The 15,130-nt window shown below is 60.4% G+C and carries 12 protein-coding genes; 7 read left to right on the top strand and 5 right to left on the bottom strand.

Annotation, left to right across the window (positions count from 1 at the left end; translation table 11 throughout):
- Positions 1-65 precede the first annotated feature (65 nt).
- From RCJ00_RS11820 to RCJ00_RS11810, 3 genes are all read left to right on the top strand, one after another.
- The gene (locus RCJ00_RS11820) at positions 66-854 is read left to right on the top strand and encodes a class I SAM-dependent methyltransferase (RefSeq protein ID WP_316222791.1); all 789 of its coding nucleotides are present in this window, start codon (positions 66-68) and stop codon (positions 852-854) included.
- Positions 855-858: 4 nt separating this feature from the next.
- Complete coding sequence (gene ubiB / locus RCJ00_RS11815; RefSeq protein ID WP_411267541.1) at positions 859-2,370, top strand: 2-polyprenylphenol 6-hydroxylase; 1,512 nt, start codon at positions 859-861, stop codon at positions 2,368-2,370.
- A gap of 79 nt (positions 2,371-2,449) precedes the next feature.
- Positions 2,450-5,344: a PAS domain-containing protein gene (locus RCJ00_RS11810; protein WP_316222129.1), complete on the top strand. Its 2,895-nt coding sequence runs from the start codon at positions 2,450-2,452 to the stop codon at positions 5,342-5,344.
- Here the strand turns inward: RCJ00_RS11810 and RCJ00_RS11805 are convergent.
- Positions 5,341-5,988, bottom strand: a complete 648-nt coding sequence (locus RCJ00_RS11805) for a hypothetical protein (protein ID WP_316222128.1) — start codon at positions 5,986-5,988, stop codon at positions 5,341-5,343. The two genes, RCJ00_RS11810 and RCJ00_RS11805, sit on opposite strands and share 4 nt — an antisense overlap.
- A gap of 66 nt (positions 5,989-6,054) precedes the next feature.
- Here RCJ00_RS11805 and coaBC point away from each other — a divergent pair, with 66 nt between their 5' ends.
- The 4 genes from coaBC (at position 6,055) to RCJ00_RS11785 (ending at position 8,849) form a co-directional block, all read left to right on the top strand.
- The gene (coaBC, locus tag RCJ00_RS11800) at positions 6,055-7,266 is read left to right on the top strand and encodes a bifunctional phosphopantothenoylcysteine decarboxylase/phosphopantothenate--cysteine ligase CoaBC (protein WP_316222126.1); all 1,212 of its coding nucleotides are present in this window, start codon (positions 6,055-6,057) and stop codon (positions 7,264-7,266) included.
- 30 nt (positions 7,267-7,296) lie between these two features.
- On the top strand, positions 7,297-7,749 hold the full coding sequence (gene dut, locus RCJ00_RS11795) for a dUTP diphosphatase (RefSeq protein ID WP_316222125.1): 453 nt from the start codon (positions 7,297-7,299) through the stop codon (positions 7,747-7,749).
- Between the two features lie 220 nt (positions 7,750-7,969).
- Entirely contained in the window at positions 7,970-8,326 is a 357-nt protein-coding gene (locus RCJ00_RS11790) for a hypothetical protein (protein ID WP_316222124.1), read from the top strand.
- Between the two features lie 184 nt (positions 8,327-8,510).
- Complete coding sequence (locus RCJ00_RS11785) at positions 8,511-8,849, top strand: hypothetical protein (protein WP_316222122.1); 339 nt, start codon at positions 8,511-8,513, stop codon at positions 8,847-8,849.
- A gap of 35 nt (positions 8,850-8,884) precedes the next feature.
- Here the strand turns inward: RCJ00_RS11785 and RCJ00_RS11780 are convergent, their stop codons facing one another.
- The 4 genes from RCJ00_RS11780 to gshB all read right to left on the bottom strand — a co-directional run bounded on the left by RCJ00_RS11780 (position 8,885) and on the right by gshB (position 15,109).
- The gene (locus RCJ00_RS11780; protein WP_316222120.1) at positions 8,885-10,609 is read right to left on the bottom strand and encodes an AmpG family muropeptide MFS transporter; all 1,725 of its coding nucleotides are present in this window, start codon (positions 10,607-10,609) and stop codon (positions 8,885-8,887) included.
- 93 nt (positions 10,610-10,702) lie between these two features.
- A complete protein-coding gene (locus RCJ00_RS11775) occupies positions 10,703-12,241 on the bottom strand; it encodes a response regulator (protein ID WP_316222119.1) in 1,539 nt (512 codons plus the stop codon).
- Positions 12,242-12,331: 90 nt separating this feature from the next.
- Positions 12,332-13,891 (bottom strand): YifB family Mg chelatase-like AAA ATPase, encoded by a 1,560-nt coding sequence (locus RCJ00_RS11770; RefSeq protein ID WP_316222118.1) that lies wholly within the window; start codon positions 13,889-13,891, stop codon positions 12,332-12,334.
- A gap of 267 nt (positions 13,892-14,158) precedes the next feature.
- Entirely contained in the window at positions 14,159-15,109 is a 951-nt protein-coding gene (gene gshB / locus RCJ00_RS11765) for a glutathione synthase (RefSeq protein WP_316222117.1), read from the bottom strand.
- Positions 15,110-15,130 lie beyond the last annotated feature (21 nt).

The raw sequence follows: 15,130 nt of genomic DNA, 5'->3' as shown, positions 1-15,130 counted from the left end.
TTTTGCCCATCGGCTGGCCATATTTCCGCTTCGCAAAGGCACCGGTTTCGGGCTACAACGCGCCCATGACCCAGCAAGCCACCTCCCCTTTTGGTTTCAAGGATGTCGATGCCCGCGAAAAAGTCGCGATGGTCCACGACGTCTTCCGCAATGTCGCCGACAAGTACGACCTCATGAACGACGTCATGTCCGGCGGCGTACACCATGTCTGGAAGGATGCGGCTTGCGCCCGCCTCAATCCGCAACCGGGTGAGATCATTATCGACTGCGCCGGCGGCACCGGGGACATCGCCCGCCGACTGGCCAAGCTGGCGCGTGCCGCCAAGGCCCGGCGTATCGCGCGCGGGTACGAGGCCCGCGACGCCGAGATCCGCATTATCGACTACAACGAAGCCATGATCATGGCCGGTCGTGAAAAATCAGCGAAACAGCATCTCGACGAGCCGGAAATCACCTGGTCGGTCGGCGACGCCATGAACCTGGCCATCGCGGACAACTCCGTCGACGCCTACATCATTTCCTTCGGTATTCGCAATGTCGCCGACGTCCAGGTCGCGCTCAACGAGGCCCGTCGCGTGCTCAAGCCCGGCGGGCGGTTCTTCTGCCTGGAATTCTCGCACCCCACCTCTTCGGTCATTGCGAAAATCTATGAAACCTATTCGTTCAAGGTCATTCCGTTCATGGGCCAACTGGTTGCCCAGGACCGCGACAGCTATCAGTATCTGGTCGAAAGCATTCAGCGCTTCCCCGATCAGGAGCGCTTCAGAGACATGATGGAAGCAGCCGGGTTCAAACGCGCCCGTTACACCAATTTCACCGGTGGGGTCTGTGCCCTGCATGAGGGCTGGGCGTAGGTTCTTGGCGTCTCTCAGTACATGGATGCGTATGTTCCGCACGGGATTTATCCTGTTGCGTTACGACGCGCTGCTGCCGGAAGAAACGGCGCACCTGCTCCCGCCCTTGCCGCGCGCCTTTGCCGCCATTCTGCGCAGCCTGTTTGCCAAGAAAACGAACCTGCGTCCTGGCGAACGCTATGCCGTCGCCTTCCAACACCTGGGCCCCGCCTTCATCAAGCTAGGTCAGGTGCTGTCCACACGCGGCGATATCTTCGGTCAGGCCTTCATTACCGACCTGGCGCATCTCAAGGATAATCTGCCCCCCTTTTCGCACGCGGTCGCCGAAGCCAGCGTCGTCGAGGCATTGGGCAAGCCGGTAAACCAGATATTCTCACACTTCGGCGAGGTCATAGGCTCGGCATCCATCGCCCAGGCCCATGAGGCGGTATTGCTCGACGGCCGCAAGGTCGCCGTAAAGATCCTGCGCCCAGACATAGAGGCGGTAGTTGCCGCCGATATCGCCATGATGAGCCTGGCTGCGCGGATTGTCGCTTTTCTCTTTCCCTCCACACGGCGTTTGGAGCCGGTCGCCTTTGTCGGCGCTGTGGCGCAGTCGCTGCTGCTCGAGCTCGACCTCAGGCTGGAAGCCTCGGCGTGCGATGAAATCGGCAAGATCATCAATGCCGAACCGTGGATGCGCGCGCCCAACGTGGTCTGGCACCAGGTGGCGCGCCGCGTTCTGGTAACCGAATGGGCCGACGGCACCCCGTTGTCGCGTCCCGAAGCCCTCACCCTGCCCGGCCTCGACCACAAGGAGGTCGCCGACAACTTGATCAGAGCCTTCCTCAGCCAGGCGCTAGACCATGGCGCCTTTCATGCCGATTTGCACGAAGGCAACCTGTTCATCGCGGCGCCTGCCCGCCTGACCGCCATCGATTTCGGCATCATAGGCCGCCTACGCCCCAAGGAGCGCCGCTATCTGGCCGAAATGCTGTGGGGCTTCCTCCGCCGCGATTATAAGCGCGTCGCCGAGGTGCATTTCGAAGCCGGCTATGTGCCGCGCACGCACAATGTCGACAGTTTCGCCCAGGCCCTGCGCGCCGTCGGGGAACCCGTCCTTGGTCAGAAGGCAACCGAAGTATCGATGGGCCGCCTGCTGACCCAGCTGTTTGAAATTACCGCGCAGTTCGACATGCACCTGCGTCCCGAACTGGTTCTGTTGCAAAAGACCATGGTCAGCGTCGAAGGGGTCGCCCGCCGCATTTACCCTGAGCACAATTTGTGGGAAGCGGCCCGCCCGGTGGTCAAGGACTGGATTTCGCGCGAACTGTCGCCCGTCGTCGAGGCCCGACGCATCTTCGACAAGCTAGTCAGCCGCCTGCGCACCGATGACGAGGAAGAGATAAAGTCGAGGACCAGTGTTGAAATGGCAGCGCTTCAGATTGTCGCCCGTCAGGGACGCACCTTCGGCCTGGTCGCTCTTGTCGTTTCCGTTCTGTCACTGGCGGTGCTCGTCTGGATGGCCGTGCGGTAACAATTCCGCGCCGGCCCAGATTGTTAATTTACAGCTTTACTTAAGCGTCTTATCGTTCGGTCGCGACAACGAGGGCTGAATGACTCAGACGGCACCGGAAAGCGAACATAGGTCCGAACTGGCTTTCCTTGCCGGCGAGGGCGAAATGGCAACGCTGATGCGCGCCAAGGACTGGACTGCCACGCCCTTAGGCCCTCCGCAGGCTTGGCCGCAATCCCTGCGCACCTGCGTCCGCCTGATGCTGAATACGCGTCATCCCGTCTTTCTGTTCTGGGGTCTCGATGCGATCTGTCTGTATAATGATGGATATCGCCAGTTGCTCGGACGCGAGCGACACGCCATCGCGCTTGGCAACCGAGGCGCCGTGGTGTGGGAGGAAATCTGGCACATTATCGGCCCGCAGGTTGCTCAGGTGATGGCGGGTGATGGCGCCACATGGCATGAAAACGACCGCATCCCACTGACGCGCGACGGCAAGCGCGAAGATACATGGTGGACATACAGCTATTCGCCGATCGATGAGGACAGTGCACCGAACCGCGTCGGCGGCGTGCTGGTCCTGGTATCTGAAACCACGCAGACCGTCCTGGCAGAGCAGAAACGCTCGGCGGAGATGACACGCCTGCGCAGTATGTTTGAACAGGCCCCCAGCTTTGTCTGCATCATGCAGGGCCCGACGCACGTTTTCGAGTTCGTCAACAATGCCCACCGCCAACTGTTCAACAGCCACGACTGGGTTGGAAAGCCCTTGCGTGAGGCCTTTCCCGACATCGCAGGACAAGGCTTTTACGAAGCCATGGACCACGTTTATACCAGCGGGGAACGCCTGATTTTCAAGGCGACTCCGGTGCGGTTTCATGCCGGCCCGCAAGCTGTGGAATCGGTGCGTATACTCGATTTCATCTATGAGCCGATGCGTGATGACACCGGCACGATCTCCGGCATATTTTGCGAAGGATTTGATGTCACGGAGGCACACAAGGCCGAGGAGGCTTTGCGGCGGTCCGAGGAGCAACTGCGTCTGGCGACCGAAGCGGCAGGCATTGGCCTGTGGGATGTCGATCTGACCAGTGGTCAGCTATATTGGCAGCCGCGCGTCAAAGCGATGTTCGGTCTGTCCGCCGACGTGCCCACAGTCATCGACCATTATATCGCGGGCCTGCATCCGGAAGATCGTGACGAGGCGCGCGCCAAATTCGCGGCTGCGACCGACCCGGCTATCCGGGCCACCTATGACGTCGAATACCGCACCGTCGGTATCGAGGACGGTGTGGTCCGGTGGGTATCGTCACGCGGCCGGGGCATTTTCAATGATGACGGCGTATGCGTCCGCGTTGTCGGCACCGCTGCAGACATTACCGCGCGCAAGCAGGCCGAAGAAAAGTTGCGTGAACTGAACGAAACCCTGGAAAAGCGGGTTAATGCGGCGGTGGCCGAACGCAAGCTGTTGGCCGATATCGTTGAATCAACCGACGCTATGATCCAAGTGATCGATCTTGATTTCAACTGGCTCAGCGTCAACAAGGCCAGTGCAGACGCCTTCGAGCGCATTTTCGGCGTCCGCCCCGCAGCCGGTGACAATATGTTGAATGCCCTGGCAGACCACCCGAAGCCGCAGGCCACCATCCGCCAGGTATGGCAGCGGGCCCTGTCCGGCGACCCGTTCACGGCGGTCGAGCCGATGGGAGAAGACAGCCCCGACCCGCGCTATTACGAGATGAAATTCAACCCCTTGCGCGACAAGGAGGGGCGCGTAATCGGCGCCTATCAGTTCGTCTACGACGTAACAGAACGGTTGCGCGACCAGGCACGGTTGACCGAAGCGGAAGAACAATTGCGTCAGTCGCAGAAGATCGAAGCCATCGGCCAGTTGACCGGCGGCATCGCCCACGATTTCAATAACCTGCTGATGGTCATTACCGGCGGCCTGAGCATACTGGAGCGCCAGCCCGACACCGACAAGCGCCAGCGCATCCAGGCGGGCATGCGCCAGGCGGCCGAACGCGGCGCCTCCCTGACCCGGCAATTGCTGGCCTTTTCGCGCCGCCAGGCCCTGCGGCCCGAGCCGGTCGATCTGGTGCGTCAGGTTGGCGGCATGCGTGAATTGCTAGACCGGACGCTCGGCGCCAATATCCAGATCGAAACCCAGTTTCCGCGCGACCTGTGGCCCGTGACCGCCGACCCGTCGGAACTGGAACTGGTGGTGCTTAATTTGTGTGTCAACGCGCGCGATGCCATGCCTAATGGCGGGTGCATCACCATTTCAGCCGAAAATATCCACCTGGCTCACGACGGCCAGGAAGGCGACTTTGTCAGACTCGGTGTAGAGGACACTGGCTTCGGCATGACGAAGGACGTTCTGGCGCGCGTCTTCGAACCGTTTTTCACCACCAAGGACGTCGGCAAGGGAACCGGACTGGGTCTGCCACAGGTCTATGGTTTCGCCCATCAGTCCGGCGGGGCCGTCGAAATTGAAAGCGTGGTCGATCAGGGCACGATCGTTACGCTCTATCTGCCGCGCGCCTATGCCACGCCCGAAGAGACAGGGGTGCCAGTGCGCCTGGATACGGCGGTAAACGGACCGCATGGGACGGTGCTGCTGGTCGAAGACGATGAGGAGGTGGCTACCCTCGTGGCCGAAATGCTGGCGCAACTCGGCTTCGATGTCACCCGCGCCGCCAGCGCGCAGGGGGCGTTGGGCGCCTTGGCCAACGGACGGGCCGTCGATATTGTCTTTTCCGACATCATGATGCCGGGCGGTATGAACGGCATCGAACTGGCGCGCGAAATTCATCGCCGCCGCCCTGGCCTGCCCGTCTTGCTGACGACCGGATACCCCGAAGCCGCGCGCCACGATGCGGCCAATGAGGGTGTCGAGCTGTTGCCCAAGCCGTACGAACTGAAAGTTCTGCAGGCGGCATTAAGTCGCGTCATGACCGCCGCTACGACTTCGGCCGCGACTCAGGCGATCTAATCGGCGGTCCCGAAACTGTCGCGGCGGGGCGTCCGGCGTTCACTTTCGATCTGCTTCTGCTTTTGCCAATAGGCCGCGCCGTTGTCCGGCCTGAATACCGTGCGCGGGGCACCGGCCTTGGTCATGACCGCGAAGACATTGCCCTTCGGGTCGTAGAACAGGGTATCCCCATTGCTGCGTTTCAGGGTCTGGGTGCCGGGGGGTGGATTATGGATGAAGCCGTGCACCATGGCCATATAGTCGGGATAGGACTTGGCCGAAAACTCTGGCCCGTGACGTTCGAAGTGGTAGTGAGCGTTTTCGTCGGCCGAATATTTGCGGTTCTTGGACCACAGGGGCCAATCCCCGTACCGCGTTTCGCTGATGTCCGCGCGCGGCCCCTTGGGCAGGGGGAGCGGTTCCCCCAGATGCGGCGCATCGGCGCGGGCATAGGACGCTTCACCCGGAATAGGCATCGACGCCTGTTCAACTGGCCCGGCGGAAGCAGGCACAGCCTGATCGGGCTTTTGCGCCCAGGCGGGTGCTTTTTCGGGCTGGGCCTGTGAGGTCGGCGCCGCGCCCGCACCATCCGGCAGAACCGCCGATGGCCCGGCGTCACAAGCCGCCAGTCCCAGCAGCAATAAAAATAGCCACAGTGCCCGCACGTCTTGTCCCCTTGCTTCCGTCTGCTTACCTATGGCACAAGCGGCGCAATTCGCAAAGGAGACCGCATGACGGCGCAACCGCGTGTATTGCTGATCATCGGCGGCGGCATAGCGGCCTATAAATCGCTGGAGCTGATACGCTTGCTCAAAAAATCGGGCATTGCGGTCCGCGTCGTCCTGACCGAAGCGGCCCAGGCCTTTGTCACGCCTTTGACGGCGGCCGCCCTGTCGGGTGACAAGGTCTATACCGACCTGTTTGACCTGACCGACGAAACCGAAATGGGTCATATCATACTGTCGCGTCAGGCCGATCTGGTCGTGGTAGCACCAGCCACAGCCAATATGATGTCAAAGCTGGCGAACGGGCTGGCTGACGACCTGGCCTCGACGCTTTTGCTGGCCACCGACAAGCGCGTACTTCTGGCACCGGCTATGAATGTGCGCATGTGGCACCACCCCGCCACGCAGCGCAACCTGGCGACTCTCCGGGCGGACGGCGCTTTGTTCACCGGCCCGGACGAGGGCGATATGGCCTGCGGCGAATATGGTCTGGGCCGCATGAGCGAGCCTGAGGCGATCCTCGCCGCCATTCGGCTGCACCTCGGTGGGAGCGAAGGCCCGCTTAAAGGGCGCAAGATCGTCCTGACGGCCGGCCCGACCTTCGAACCGCTCGATCCCGTGCGCGGCCTGACCAACCGGTCTTCCGGCAAGCAAGGTTATGCCATCGCCGAAAGGCTGGCGCGCGACGGCGCCGACGTGACTCTGATTTCCGGCCCCGTTGCCCTGGCCACACCGCCGGGCGTAACGCGGATCGAGGTCGAAACCGCGCAGGACATGTATACCGCCGTCCATGCGCACCTACCCTGCGACGTCTTTATCGGCGTAGCCGCCGTCGCCGACTGGCGGGCCCGGGACATCGCCTCGGAAAAACAGAAAAAGACCTCAGACAACGAATTGTCGGTGGTTTTCGTGAAAAATCCCGACATTCTCGAATCCGTGTCCAAGCACCTGGAACAGCGCCCGCGCCTCGTCATCGGTTTCGCCGCCGAGACGCAGAAGCTGGAAGACTACGCCAAGGCCAAGCTGGCCTCCAAGGGCTGCGACGCCATCGTCGCCAATGATGTGTCCGAAGGCGTATTCGGCACCGGTAGCAATGCCGCCACCCTGGTCGATCTCGACGGCTTCACCCCCATTCCCGGCACGACCAAGGCCGATGTCGCCGATTTCCTCTCCGCCTATATCCTGAGGCGGCTTGATACCCTTGGCCAGCCGGTCTGATCCCCATTTTCTGTCTCGAAAGCGCCCACCATGACTGTAACCGCCCATGTCCTTCAATTGCCGCACGCGACAGGTCTGGCCCTGCCCGCCTACGAAACAGACGGTTCAGCGGGCCTCGACCTGAGGGCCGCCATTGCAGAAGGCGAAGACCTGGTGCTGAAACCCATGGGTCGCGCCCTGGTGCCGACGGGTTTGAAACTATCCGTACCGCAAGGGTATGAGGTCCAGGTGCGTCCCCGGTCCGGCCTGGCATTGAAATTCGGCATCACTTGCCTGAATTCGCCCGGCACGGTCGATAGCGATTATCGGGGAGAGGTCGGCGTCATCCTCGTCAATCTTGGTTCGGAAGATTTTGTCATCCGCCGCGGCGACCGCATCGCCCAGATGGTGGTGGCCCAACATGCGCGCATTGTATGGGAAACACCGGAAGCATTGGAGACTACCGCGCGGGGTGAAGGCGGTTTCGGATCGACCGGGCGATAAATTTCACCTGATGGGCGAGTCCAATTCGCCCATCAGCACACATTTGTGATCTATATTTCGACATTTCCATTTTGTAGGAAACACAAATCGGCTCAGCCTGATCATTACGACAGACGGGTCAAAGCGCGCCGATGAACGGGGCGTGAACTACGACCTCAAAAGAGGTTCAGACTTGTTGGTTTTAATCAAGCTGGACACCGGCTTTTGAAAGAGACCTCCAATGGGTGATTTTACGCAGTTCCTTTGGGCCATGTGGGATTCGACCCAGGCCGCCCTGATCGGGCTCAACCCCGTCCCGGTGGTGATTTTCGGGCTCTTTTTCGGCATGATACAGTCACGTCGAATGCCTGCGTGGATATTGGCGATCCTTGCGGTTATCCCGGCGGTCGTTATTACCGCTCTGCTGCCGCGCGCCATAGGCTACCAGGCGATCTGGCCCGATGTGTTGCAGTTGGAAGTGCAGATACAGATCGCGATGCTGCTGTTGATTGCCTATGCAACGATTCGTATTATGGGCTTGATAAAGCTCACCCTTTCCCTCATCGGGCCAAAGACCAATAGCCATAAGGCGGTGTAGTCCGCCGAAATCCGCATGGTTTTTTGATTTTTCGTTAACCATGGTAAGGTGATGGTGGGCCGTCGCAATGGCCCACCTTGTCTTTACCTGCGTTGCGCTGGTCCGCCCCTTAAGCGGCACGCGCGAGTATCGCTGTTCCCGGCGGAGTGCGTACCCTTGTTTTTAGCGAGATGAAGGATACCCTATGAACGATATCTGGCAGTTTTTTATCAGTGTCAGCGACGGTTTTCGCGCGGCCCTGGGCAGCGTCAATCCCTTGCCCATCCTGGTCGTCGCCATCGTGATCGGTCTATTGCAAAAAAAGCCCGAGAAATACGCCATTAAGGCTGCGGCTGCCTTGGTCCTAGTTCTGGCATTCAACATTTTCCTGCCGGTCGTATCCGGTGGCCGGCCAGCCTGGGCCGACATCCAGCACATCGAGTCGGTTGCGCAATACTTCCTGATGTACGTCTTTGCCTATGGCATGATCGGCGTACTGGGCAGCGTGAAGTCACTGATGAATGTTCAGGCGAAAAAGGCCTGACGCGCGCGCCGTTCTGATTGAGTCAGAACGGCGATCTATTCCGGTTGCGGCTGTTCGGCCTTGAGTTCGCTGCCTTCGACGCGCCGGATATGCAACCAGATGCACATGGCGATGGCGACGAAGCCGATGACGATCGTATAGGCGAAAAAGGCGAAATAACCCGCTCCCATGGCAGCGGGCGTTACCGCCAGCTTCGCCGAGGCGACCGTGTAGGAATCGGCGTGCAGGTGCCCCATCAATCCCTTGAAGATAGCACTAAAGCCGCCGGCATCGGCCGCCTTGGCCGAACCTTCGACGATACGGCCGGACTGTGAAGCTACAAGCTTGCCTAGAATAGCGTAGAAGCTTGAGAATATTGCGTATTGCGGCGCCGTATATTGCGGCGACACCAGGGTGGACATATAGGCGATCAAGGCCGTGCCGGCGATAGAGGCGGCGATATTGTCCATAGCGAGGGCGACGGCGAAGATCGGCAGGGAATGACCGGCGCAGGCCAACCACATGAAGCCGATATGGCTGAATGGCCCGACAATGGCGCCGATAAGCAACGACTTGCGCACGCCGAACCGCGCGATCAGCCAGCCGGCGATACCCACGCCGATAACCAGCATCAGTACGCCAAAGCCCTTGCGCATCTCTCCGACCACGTCCAGCGAAAAGCCGAGATCGACATAAAACGGGTTCATGATGCTGAGCGTGAATTCGCTGATCCGGTACAGGCAGATCAGGGCGAAGATGAAACCCGCCCAATCCTTGTACCGTCGGAAAAAGTCAGCCAGAGGCTCAATAAACGCGCCTTTGAAATAGGCGCCGGGACGCGTCGGCCAAGGAAGGGGCAGGCAGGCGCCCATCATCAGGGCAAGACCCACCAGTGTAAATGGAATTTGCAGGAACGGTCCGGTCTGCTTCGAGGTAAAGGCGGCCTTGAACGCGGCCTGGGCATCTAGGCTGACGCCGATGTGTCCAATCAGGCCATTTATCAGGTCGGCATTGGCAGTCAGGCCCGACCCCATGGCGAGTGCCGCGATAAGGATAAGCAGGGCGCGGCCGATCCATTCCATGACCTCAAGCGCCGGCCGCACCGCCAGGCCTTCGTAATGAATCGGACGCGGATGGTGCGCGGGTCCGCGCGGCGCGAGCAGCACGGCGATCCAGCCAATGATCATCATCAACGCCATGGTGGCGTAAGCCAGGGGCCAGCCGATCCGCGACGACAGGATCAGCGGCACGGCGCCGGCCACCATCATCGCGATGCGATAACCCCATTGATAAGCCGCCGTCATGATCCCTTGCAGCTCAGGTTCGACGGATTCGATCCGCCAGGCGTCCATAACAATGTCCTGGCTCGCACCAAAAAAGGCGGTCAAGGCCGCAAAGGCGGCCATTTGGCCTAAATTGACTGTCGGATTGGTGGCGGCGATGCCAAGCAGCCCAAGCGCCACGGCGGCTTGCAAGACCAGCATCCAGGCACGGCGATGCCCCAGCCTGTCGTTCAGCCACGGCACATTCAGTCGGTCCAGTAGCGGTGCCCACATGAATTTCAAGGTGTAGGAAAAGGTAACCAGCACGAAAAAGCCAATCACCTGAAGTGACAGACCTTCGACCCGCAGCCAGGCACTCAGGGTATCGTTCACCAGCAGGAACGGCATGCCGGAAGCATACCCGAGCGCCAGCATCAGCAAGGGCTTAGGGCGGAAAAAGGCCAGCAAGGCCGCCAGCGCCGATATTTTCGGCTTATCCTTAGCATCAGACGCGTTCATTCATGTCCCCTGTCCGTTCAGGCGGAGACGGTAAGTGGCTTTGGCTATGCTGTAAAGGTTCGGAGTCTCTTCCCGATTCCGGTGATCTGGAGATTACGCGCTTTTGGCTTCGCGCGGTTCACAGGCCCAGGTCTGCAAGCGATGCTTCAACGCCACCAGCTCGATCGGCTTGGTGAGGAAATCGTTCATGCCGGCATGAATACTGGCGCGGCGGTCTTCTTCATAAGCGTTGGCGGTCAGGGCAATGATCGGCGTGCGGATGCCCAGAGCCCGGACTTCACGTGTGGTACCGATACCGTCCAGCCCAGGCAGACCCAAATCCATGAAGATAATATCGAAATTGCGTTGCTTGAGAATGTCGATCGCCTCTTCACCTGATGCGGCCCGCTCTACGCGGCAGCCTTCGCGCTGGAGCAGGATCTGCGCCAGCAGGGCGTTGACCGGATTGTCTTCGACCAGCAATACCGATTTGTCCGGCGCGGCTTCGCTGACGATACGGTCGTCGTCATTATGGCCCGCGTCCGGCGTATCACGTGACCGGTCGTGCAGGGTTTCAAGACGTTCCAACACGGACGAACGGCGTAAAGGCTTTATCAGATAGCCGGCCCAACCCTGTTCACGCCAGGCATCGATCTCGTCGCGTTCTTCGGGGGCCAGCAGGATGAGACTACGTGACGAGGGCGCCTTCGTTGGCGTCATGAAGGCGGCACGATCGGCCAGCAGGATGGCCTGCGGGTCGAAAATATCTTCCGGACGTGCGACGCGGCTAAGACGGCAATAAGCAGCGGCCAGATGGCATTGGGCGCCTTCGGCCAGGACAGCGTTATCACCGATAAAGGCGATGGCGTGGGGGTATTGCGAACGCGGGGTCTCGTTGCTGAGGCCGTACGGCGCGCGGAATTCGACGGTGAAGATCGAGCCCTTGCCCATTTCGGACTCAAGCGTAAGAGTACCGTTCATGACTTCGACCAGCTTCTTGACGACCACAAGACCCAGGCCTGCGCCGCCGTAACGGGTGGCGTGGCTGGGTTCGACCTGACCATATTCCTCGAAAATGCGGGCGCGGGCCTCTACGGGAATGCCGGCGCCGGTGTCTCTGACGCTGAAAACGATCAGACCGGATTCAGACAGACCGACATGGATCAGCACCCCACCCTGCGTCGTGAATTTGATCGCATTGCCGGCCAGATTGAACAGAATCTGGCGTAGTCGGCCTTCGTCGGCATGGATATAGTCTAGGCGCGGGTTGAGCGACCAGACAACCTCGATCCCATTGGCATGGGCGCGCGGCGACAGCAGCTCAGCGACCCCCTGCAACAACGGCTCAAGGCGGACTTCGCTGACTTCGAGCGCAATGTGACCGGCATCCATGCGCGCATAGTCGAGCAGGTCGTTAACCAGCGTAAGCAGGTGATCACCGGATTCGCGCGCGGTCTGGATATAGGAGGCTTGATCCGGAGTGAGAGAGGTGCGCGTCAGCAGAGACAGCATACCCATGACGCCGTTGAGCGGCGTTCGGATTTCATGGCTCATCAGGCGAAAAAAGTCTTCGCGAGCCTTCAGCCGTTCCTCAGGCGATAAGCGCTCTTCGGTGGCTTTAGAGGCGTCGGGCCCGGTGAGGGGAATGGTCATTCGGATTTTTCCGCAATCTATCTTCTGATAGGCGGACCCTAGACCAAAAAGGTTAAGTTAGCTCAAAGGCTTGATTAACATAGGGTGTATTCAACCCGGAATCCGCATCTGCAACCGAGCTTCCACCTGATTGTCGGCGGCCGCGGTCCGGCGATAGATCAGAGCTTCGGCCACGTGACGACGCAAGACCGGCCCGCACTGTTCCAGATCGGCGATCGTCCGCGCCAAGCGCAGGGTACGTGTCCAGCCGCGGGCGCTAAGGCCGGTCTGTTGCGCCGCCTGGGTAAGCAGGGCGCGGGCCTGATCGTCAAGAGCGCAGATTTGTTCCAATCCCGCGCCATAGGCCGTCGCGTTGAGACCATTGTCACTCGGCAGGTCGAGGCGACGGGCCCGCTCAAGTTGAATGTCGCGGGCGGCCTGTACACGCGCGGCGACCGCCTTCGATCCCTCGGTCGGCGGCGGCAAGGACAGGTCCATGGCCGTGACCGGCGGGACGTCGATCTGCAGATCGATGCGGTCCATAAGCGGCCCCGATACCCGGCTTTGATAATCTTTTATGCAGCGCGGGGCCTTGCCGCAGGCGCCTTTGCCGACACCACCGTGGCCGCAGCGGCACGGATTCATCGCCGCGACCAATTGCACCCGCGCCGGATATTTGATGTGATGATTGGCCCGCGCCACTATGACTTCATTGGTTTCGAGTGGCTGACGCAGGCTGTCCAAGGCCTGGGGCGAGAACTCCGGCAATTCATCGAGAAACAGAACGCCATTGTGCGCCAGGGAGACTTCACCAGGCCGTGCGCGCATGCCGCCGCCGGTCAGGGCCGCCATGGAGGCAGAATGGTGAGGGGCACGGAAAGGACGTTCCTGAGTGAGTTCACCCTTGGCAATAAGCCCGGCCATCGACCAGACCTGTGATGTCTCCAGCAATTCGCGCGAGGTCAACGGCGGCAATATGCCTGGCAGACGTTGCGCCAGCATCGATTTGCCTGAGCCCGGCGGCCCGACGAACAGCAGGTTATGGCCCCCGGCGGCGGCAATTTCCAAAGCGCGCTTGGGCGTTTCCTGTCCCTTGACCTCATTGAGGTCGAGCGGTTTTTCCGAAATTTTCGGCGCCCCGCGCTGGGGTGGCGTCAATACAGCGTGGCCCTTGAAATGGTTGATCAGCGAAATCAGCGATGCCGGCGCCAGGATGGATGGATTGCCCGACCATGCCGCTTCCGGACCGTTGTCGGCCGGGCAGATCAGCCCCATGTCAAAGCCGTTGGCCGCCATGGCGGCAGGCAGAGCACCGCTGACCGGCGCGATCCGTCCGTCGAGCATGAGTTCGCCGATGCAAACATAGCCCGACAGGGCATCTTCGGGGATAATGCCCATGGCGGTCATGACGGCCAGGGCGATAGGCAAGTCGAAATGGGAGCCTTCCTTCGGCAGGTCAGCCGGTGACAGGGCAGCGACGATCCGCTTGCCCGGCAGGCTGAGCCCCATGCCGGCAAAGGCACCCCTCACCCGTTCCCGGCTTTCCGCCACAGCCTTATCACCCAAGCCTACAACCTGAAATCCGACCTGGCCATTGGTAAAGACGACCTCGGCTTCGACCCGACGGGCTTCGGCGCCTTCAAAGGCGATGGTGGTGATACGTGCCGGCATGCCGCGCCCCTCTCTCGCTACTATTTTTTCCTGGGCTATTTCCCGGGTACGCGGATACTGGAATTATCCACAGCATAGGTGAGAGAAAAACACAAATCAAGAACAAAAACAGAACAATGGCGCAACACGACACGCTTCCAGCGCTAAGGGTGGAAAAGGTCACGGCGCGGGCCAAGAACAGGCCCGCCGGCTCTGCATATTTTGCGACGGCAAGGCCTCGTCATCAAGCCTTGTCAATCATCAAACTTCGCCATCAGGGCGCAGGTGTCAGGCGCCTTTCAGCGTCTCGTCTATGCGATCCCATAAAATATCGCCGACATCAATCCCTTCGAAGGCCTTCAGTTGTACAGCCCCGGTGGGTGAGGTGACATTGATTTCGGTCAAATAATCACCGATTACGTCAATGCCCACAAACATAAGACCTTTTTCCTTCAGCACGGGCTTGAGGATTTCACAGATCTCGCGATCACGTTTTGTGAGCACCAGCGGCTCAGCGGTCCCGCCGACCCGCAGATTGGACCGTACGGCGCCGGCTTCCGGCACGCGGTTAATGCCGCCCGCGATTTCGCCGTCGATCAGGATAATGCGCTTATCGCCAGCACTAACCGCAGGAATGAATTTTTGCAGGATGACCGGCTCGCGACTCATATTGCCGAACAGTTCGATCAGGGCATCCAGATTGCGGTCGCCGGCCTTGAGCTTGATGATGCCGTTCCCAGCGGCGCCGTGCAGCGGTTTCAGGATACAGTCGCCGTGGCGTTCGAAGAAGTCATGCAGGGCGACCGGATCGGACGAAATCAAGGTCGGCGGCTGGAGACCTGGGAAGCGTGTTGCCAGAAGCTTTTCCGGCGCGTCCCGCACGCTGGTCGGGTTGTTGACGACGAGTGTTTTCGGATGGACCGTTTCGAGGAAGTAGGTCGCGGTGATATAGGCGATGTCGAACGGCGGATCCTGACGCATCAGGATGACGTCCACATCGTCGGCCAGGTCAAGGGTTTCAAAGTCGCCGGCCGTGACGTGGTCGCCCTTAACGTCGCGCAGGGTCACCTTACGCGCACGAGCGAAGGGCCTGCCATCCTCGTAGCTGAGATGTTCGGGTTGATAGACCCACAGGCTGTGCCCACGCCTTTGGGCCGCCATCATCAGCAGAAAGGTCGTGTCCCCGGCGATATTGATCTTTTCGATGGGGTCCATCTGGACGGCGACGCGCAGGCTCATGGGGCTCTCCCGAAGTTCGGC

The sequence above is a fragment of the Asticcacaulis aquihabitans genome (genome assembly GCF_032490435.1).
Classification (GTDB): domain Bacteria; phylum Pseudomonadota; class Alphaproteobacteria; order Caulobacterales; family Caulobacteraceae; genus Asticcacaulis.
Note: the sequence above shows the minus strand (reverse complement) of the source record. Positions and strands in the feature narration are given on the sequence as shown.

What these genes read in the sequence shown, in the direction of transcription:
- RCJ00_RS11820 (WP_316222791.1), top strand. Translation starts at nt 66, where the DNA reads ATGACCCAGCAAGCCACCTCCCCTTTTGGTTTCAAGGATGTCGATGCC.
- RCJ00_RS11810 (WP_316222129.1), top strand. Translation starts at nt 2,450, where the DNA reads ATGACTCAGACGGCACCGGAAAGCGAACATAGGTCCGAACTGGCTTTC.
- coaBC (WP_316222126.1), top strand. Translation starts at nt 6,055, where the DNA reads ATGACGGCGCAACCGCGTGTATTGCTGATCATCGGCGGCGGCATAGCG.
- dut (WP_316222125.1), top strand. Translation starts at nt 7,297, where the DNA reads ATGACTGTAACCGCCCATGTCCTTCAATTGCCGCACGCGACAGGTCTG.
- RCJ00_RS11790 (WP_316222124.1), top strand. Translation starts at nt 7,970, where the DNA reads ATGGGTGATTTTACGCAGTTCCTTTGGGCCATGTGGGATTCGACCCAG.
- RCJ00_RS11785 (WP_316222122.1), top strand. Translation starts at nt 8,511, where the DNA reads ATGAACGATATCTGGCAGTTTTTTATCAGTGTCAGCGACGGTTTTCGC.
- RCJ00_RS11780 (WP_316222120.1), bottom strand. Translation starts at nt 10,609, where the DNA reads ATGAACGCGTCTGATGCTAAGGATAAGCCGAAAATATCGGCGCTGGCG.
- RCJ00_RS11775 (WP_316222119.1), bottom strand. Translation starts at nt 12,241, where the DNA reads ATGACCATTCCCCTCACCGGGCCCGACGCCTCTAAAGCCACCGAAGAG.
- RCJ00_RS11770 (WP_316222118.1), bottom strand. Translation starts at nt 13,891, where the DNA reads ATGCCGGCACGTATCACCACCATCGCCTTTGAAGGCGCCGAAGCCCGT.
- gshB (WP_316222117.1), bottom strand. Translation starts at nt 15,109, where the DNA reads ATGAGCCTGCGCGTCGCCGTCCAGATGGACCCCATCGAAAAGATCAAT.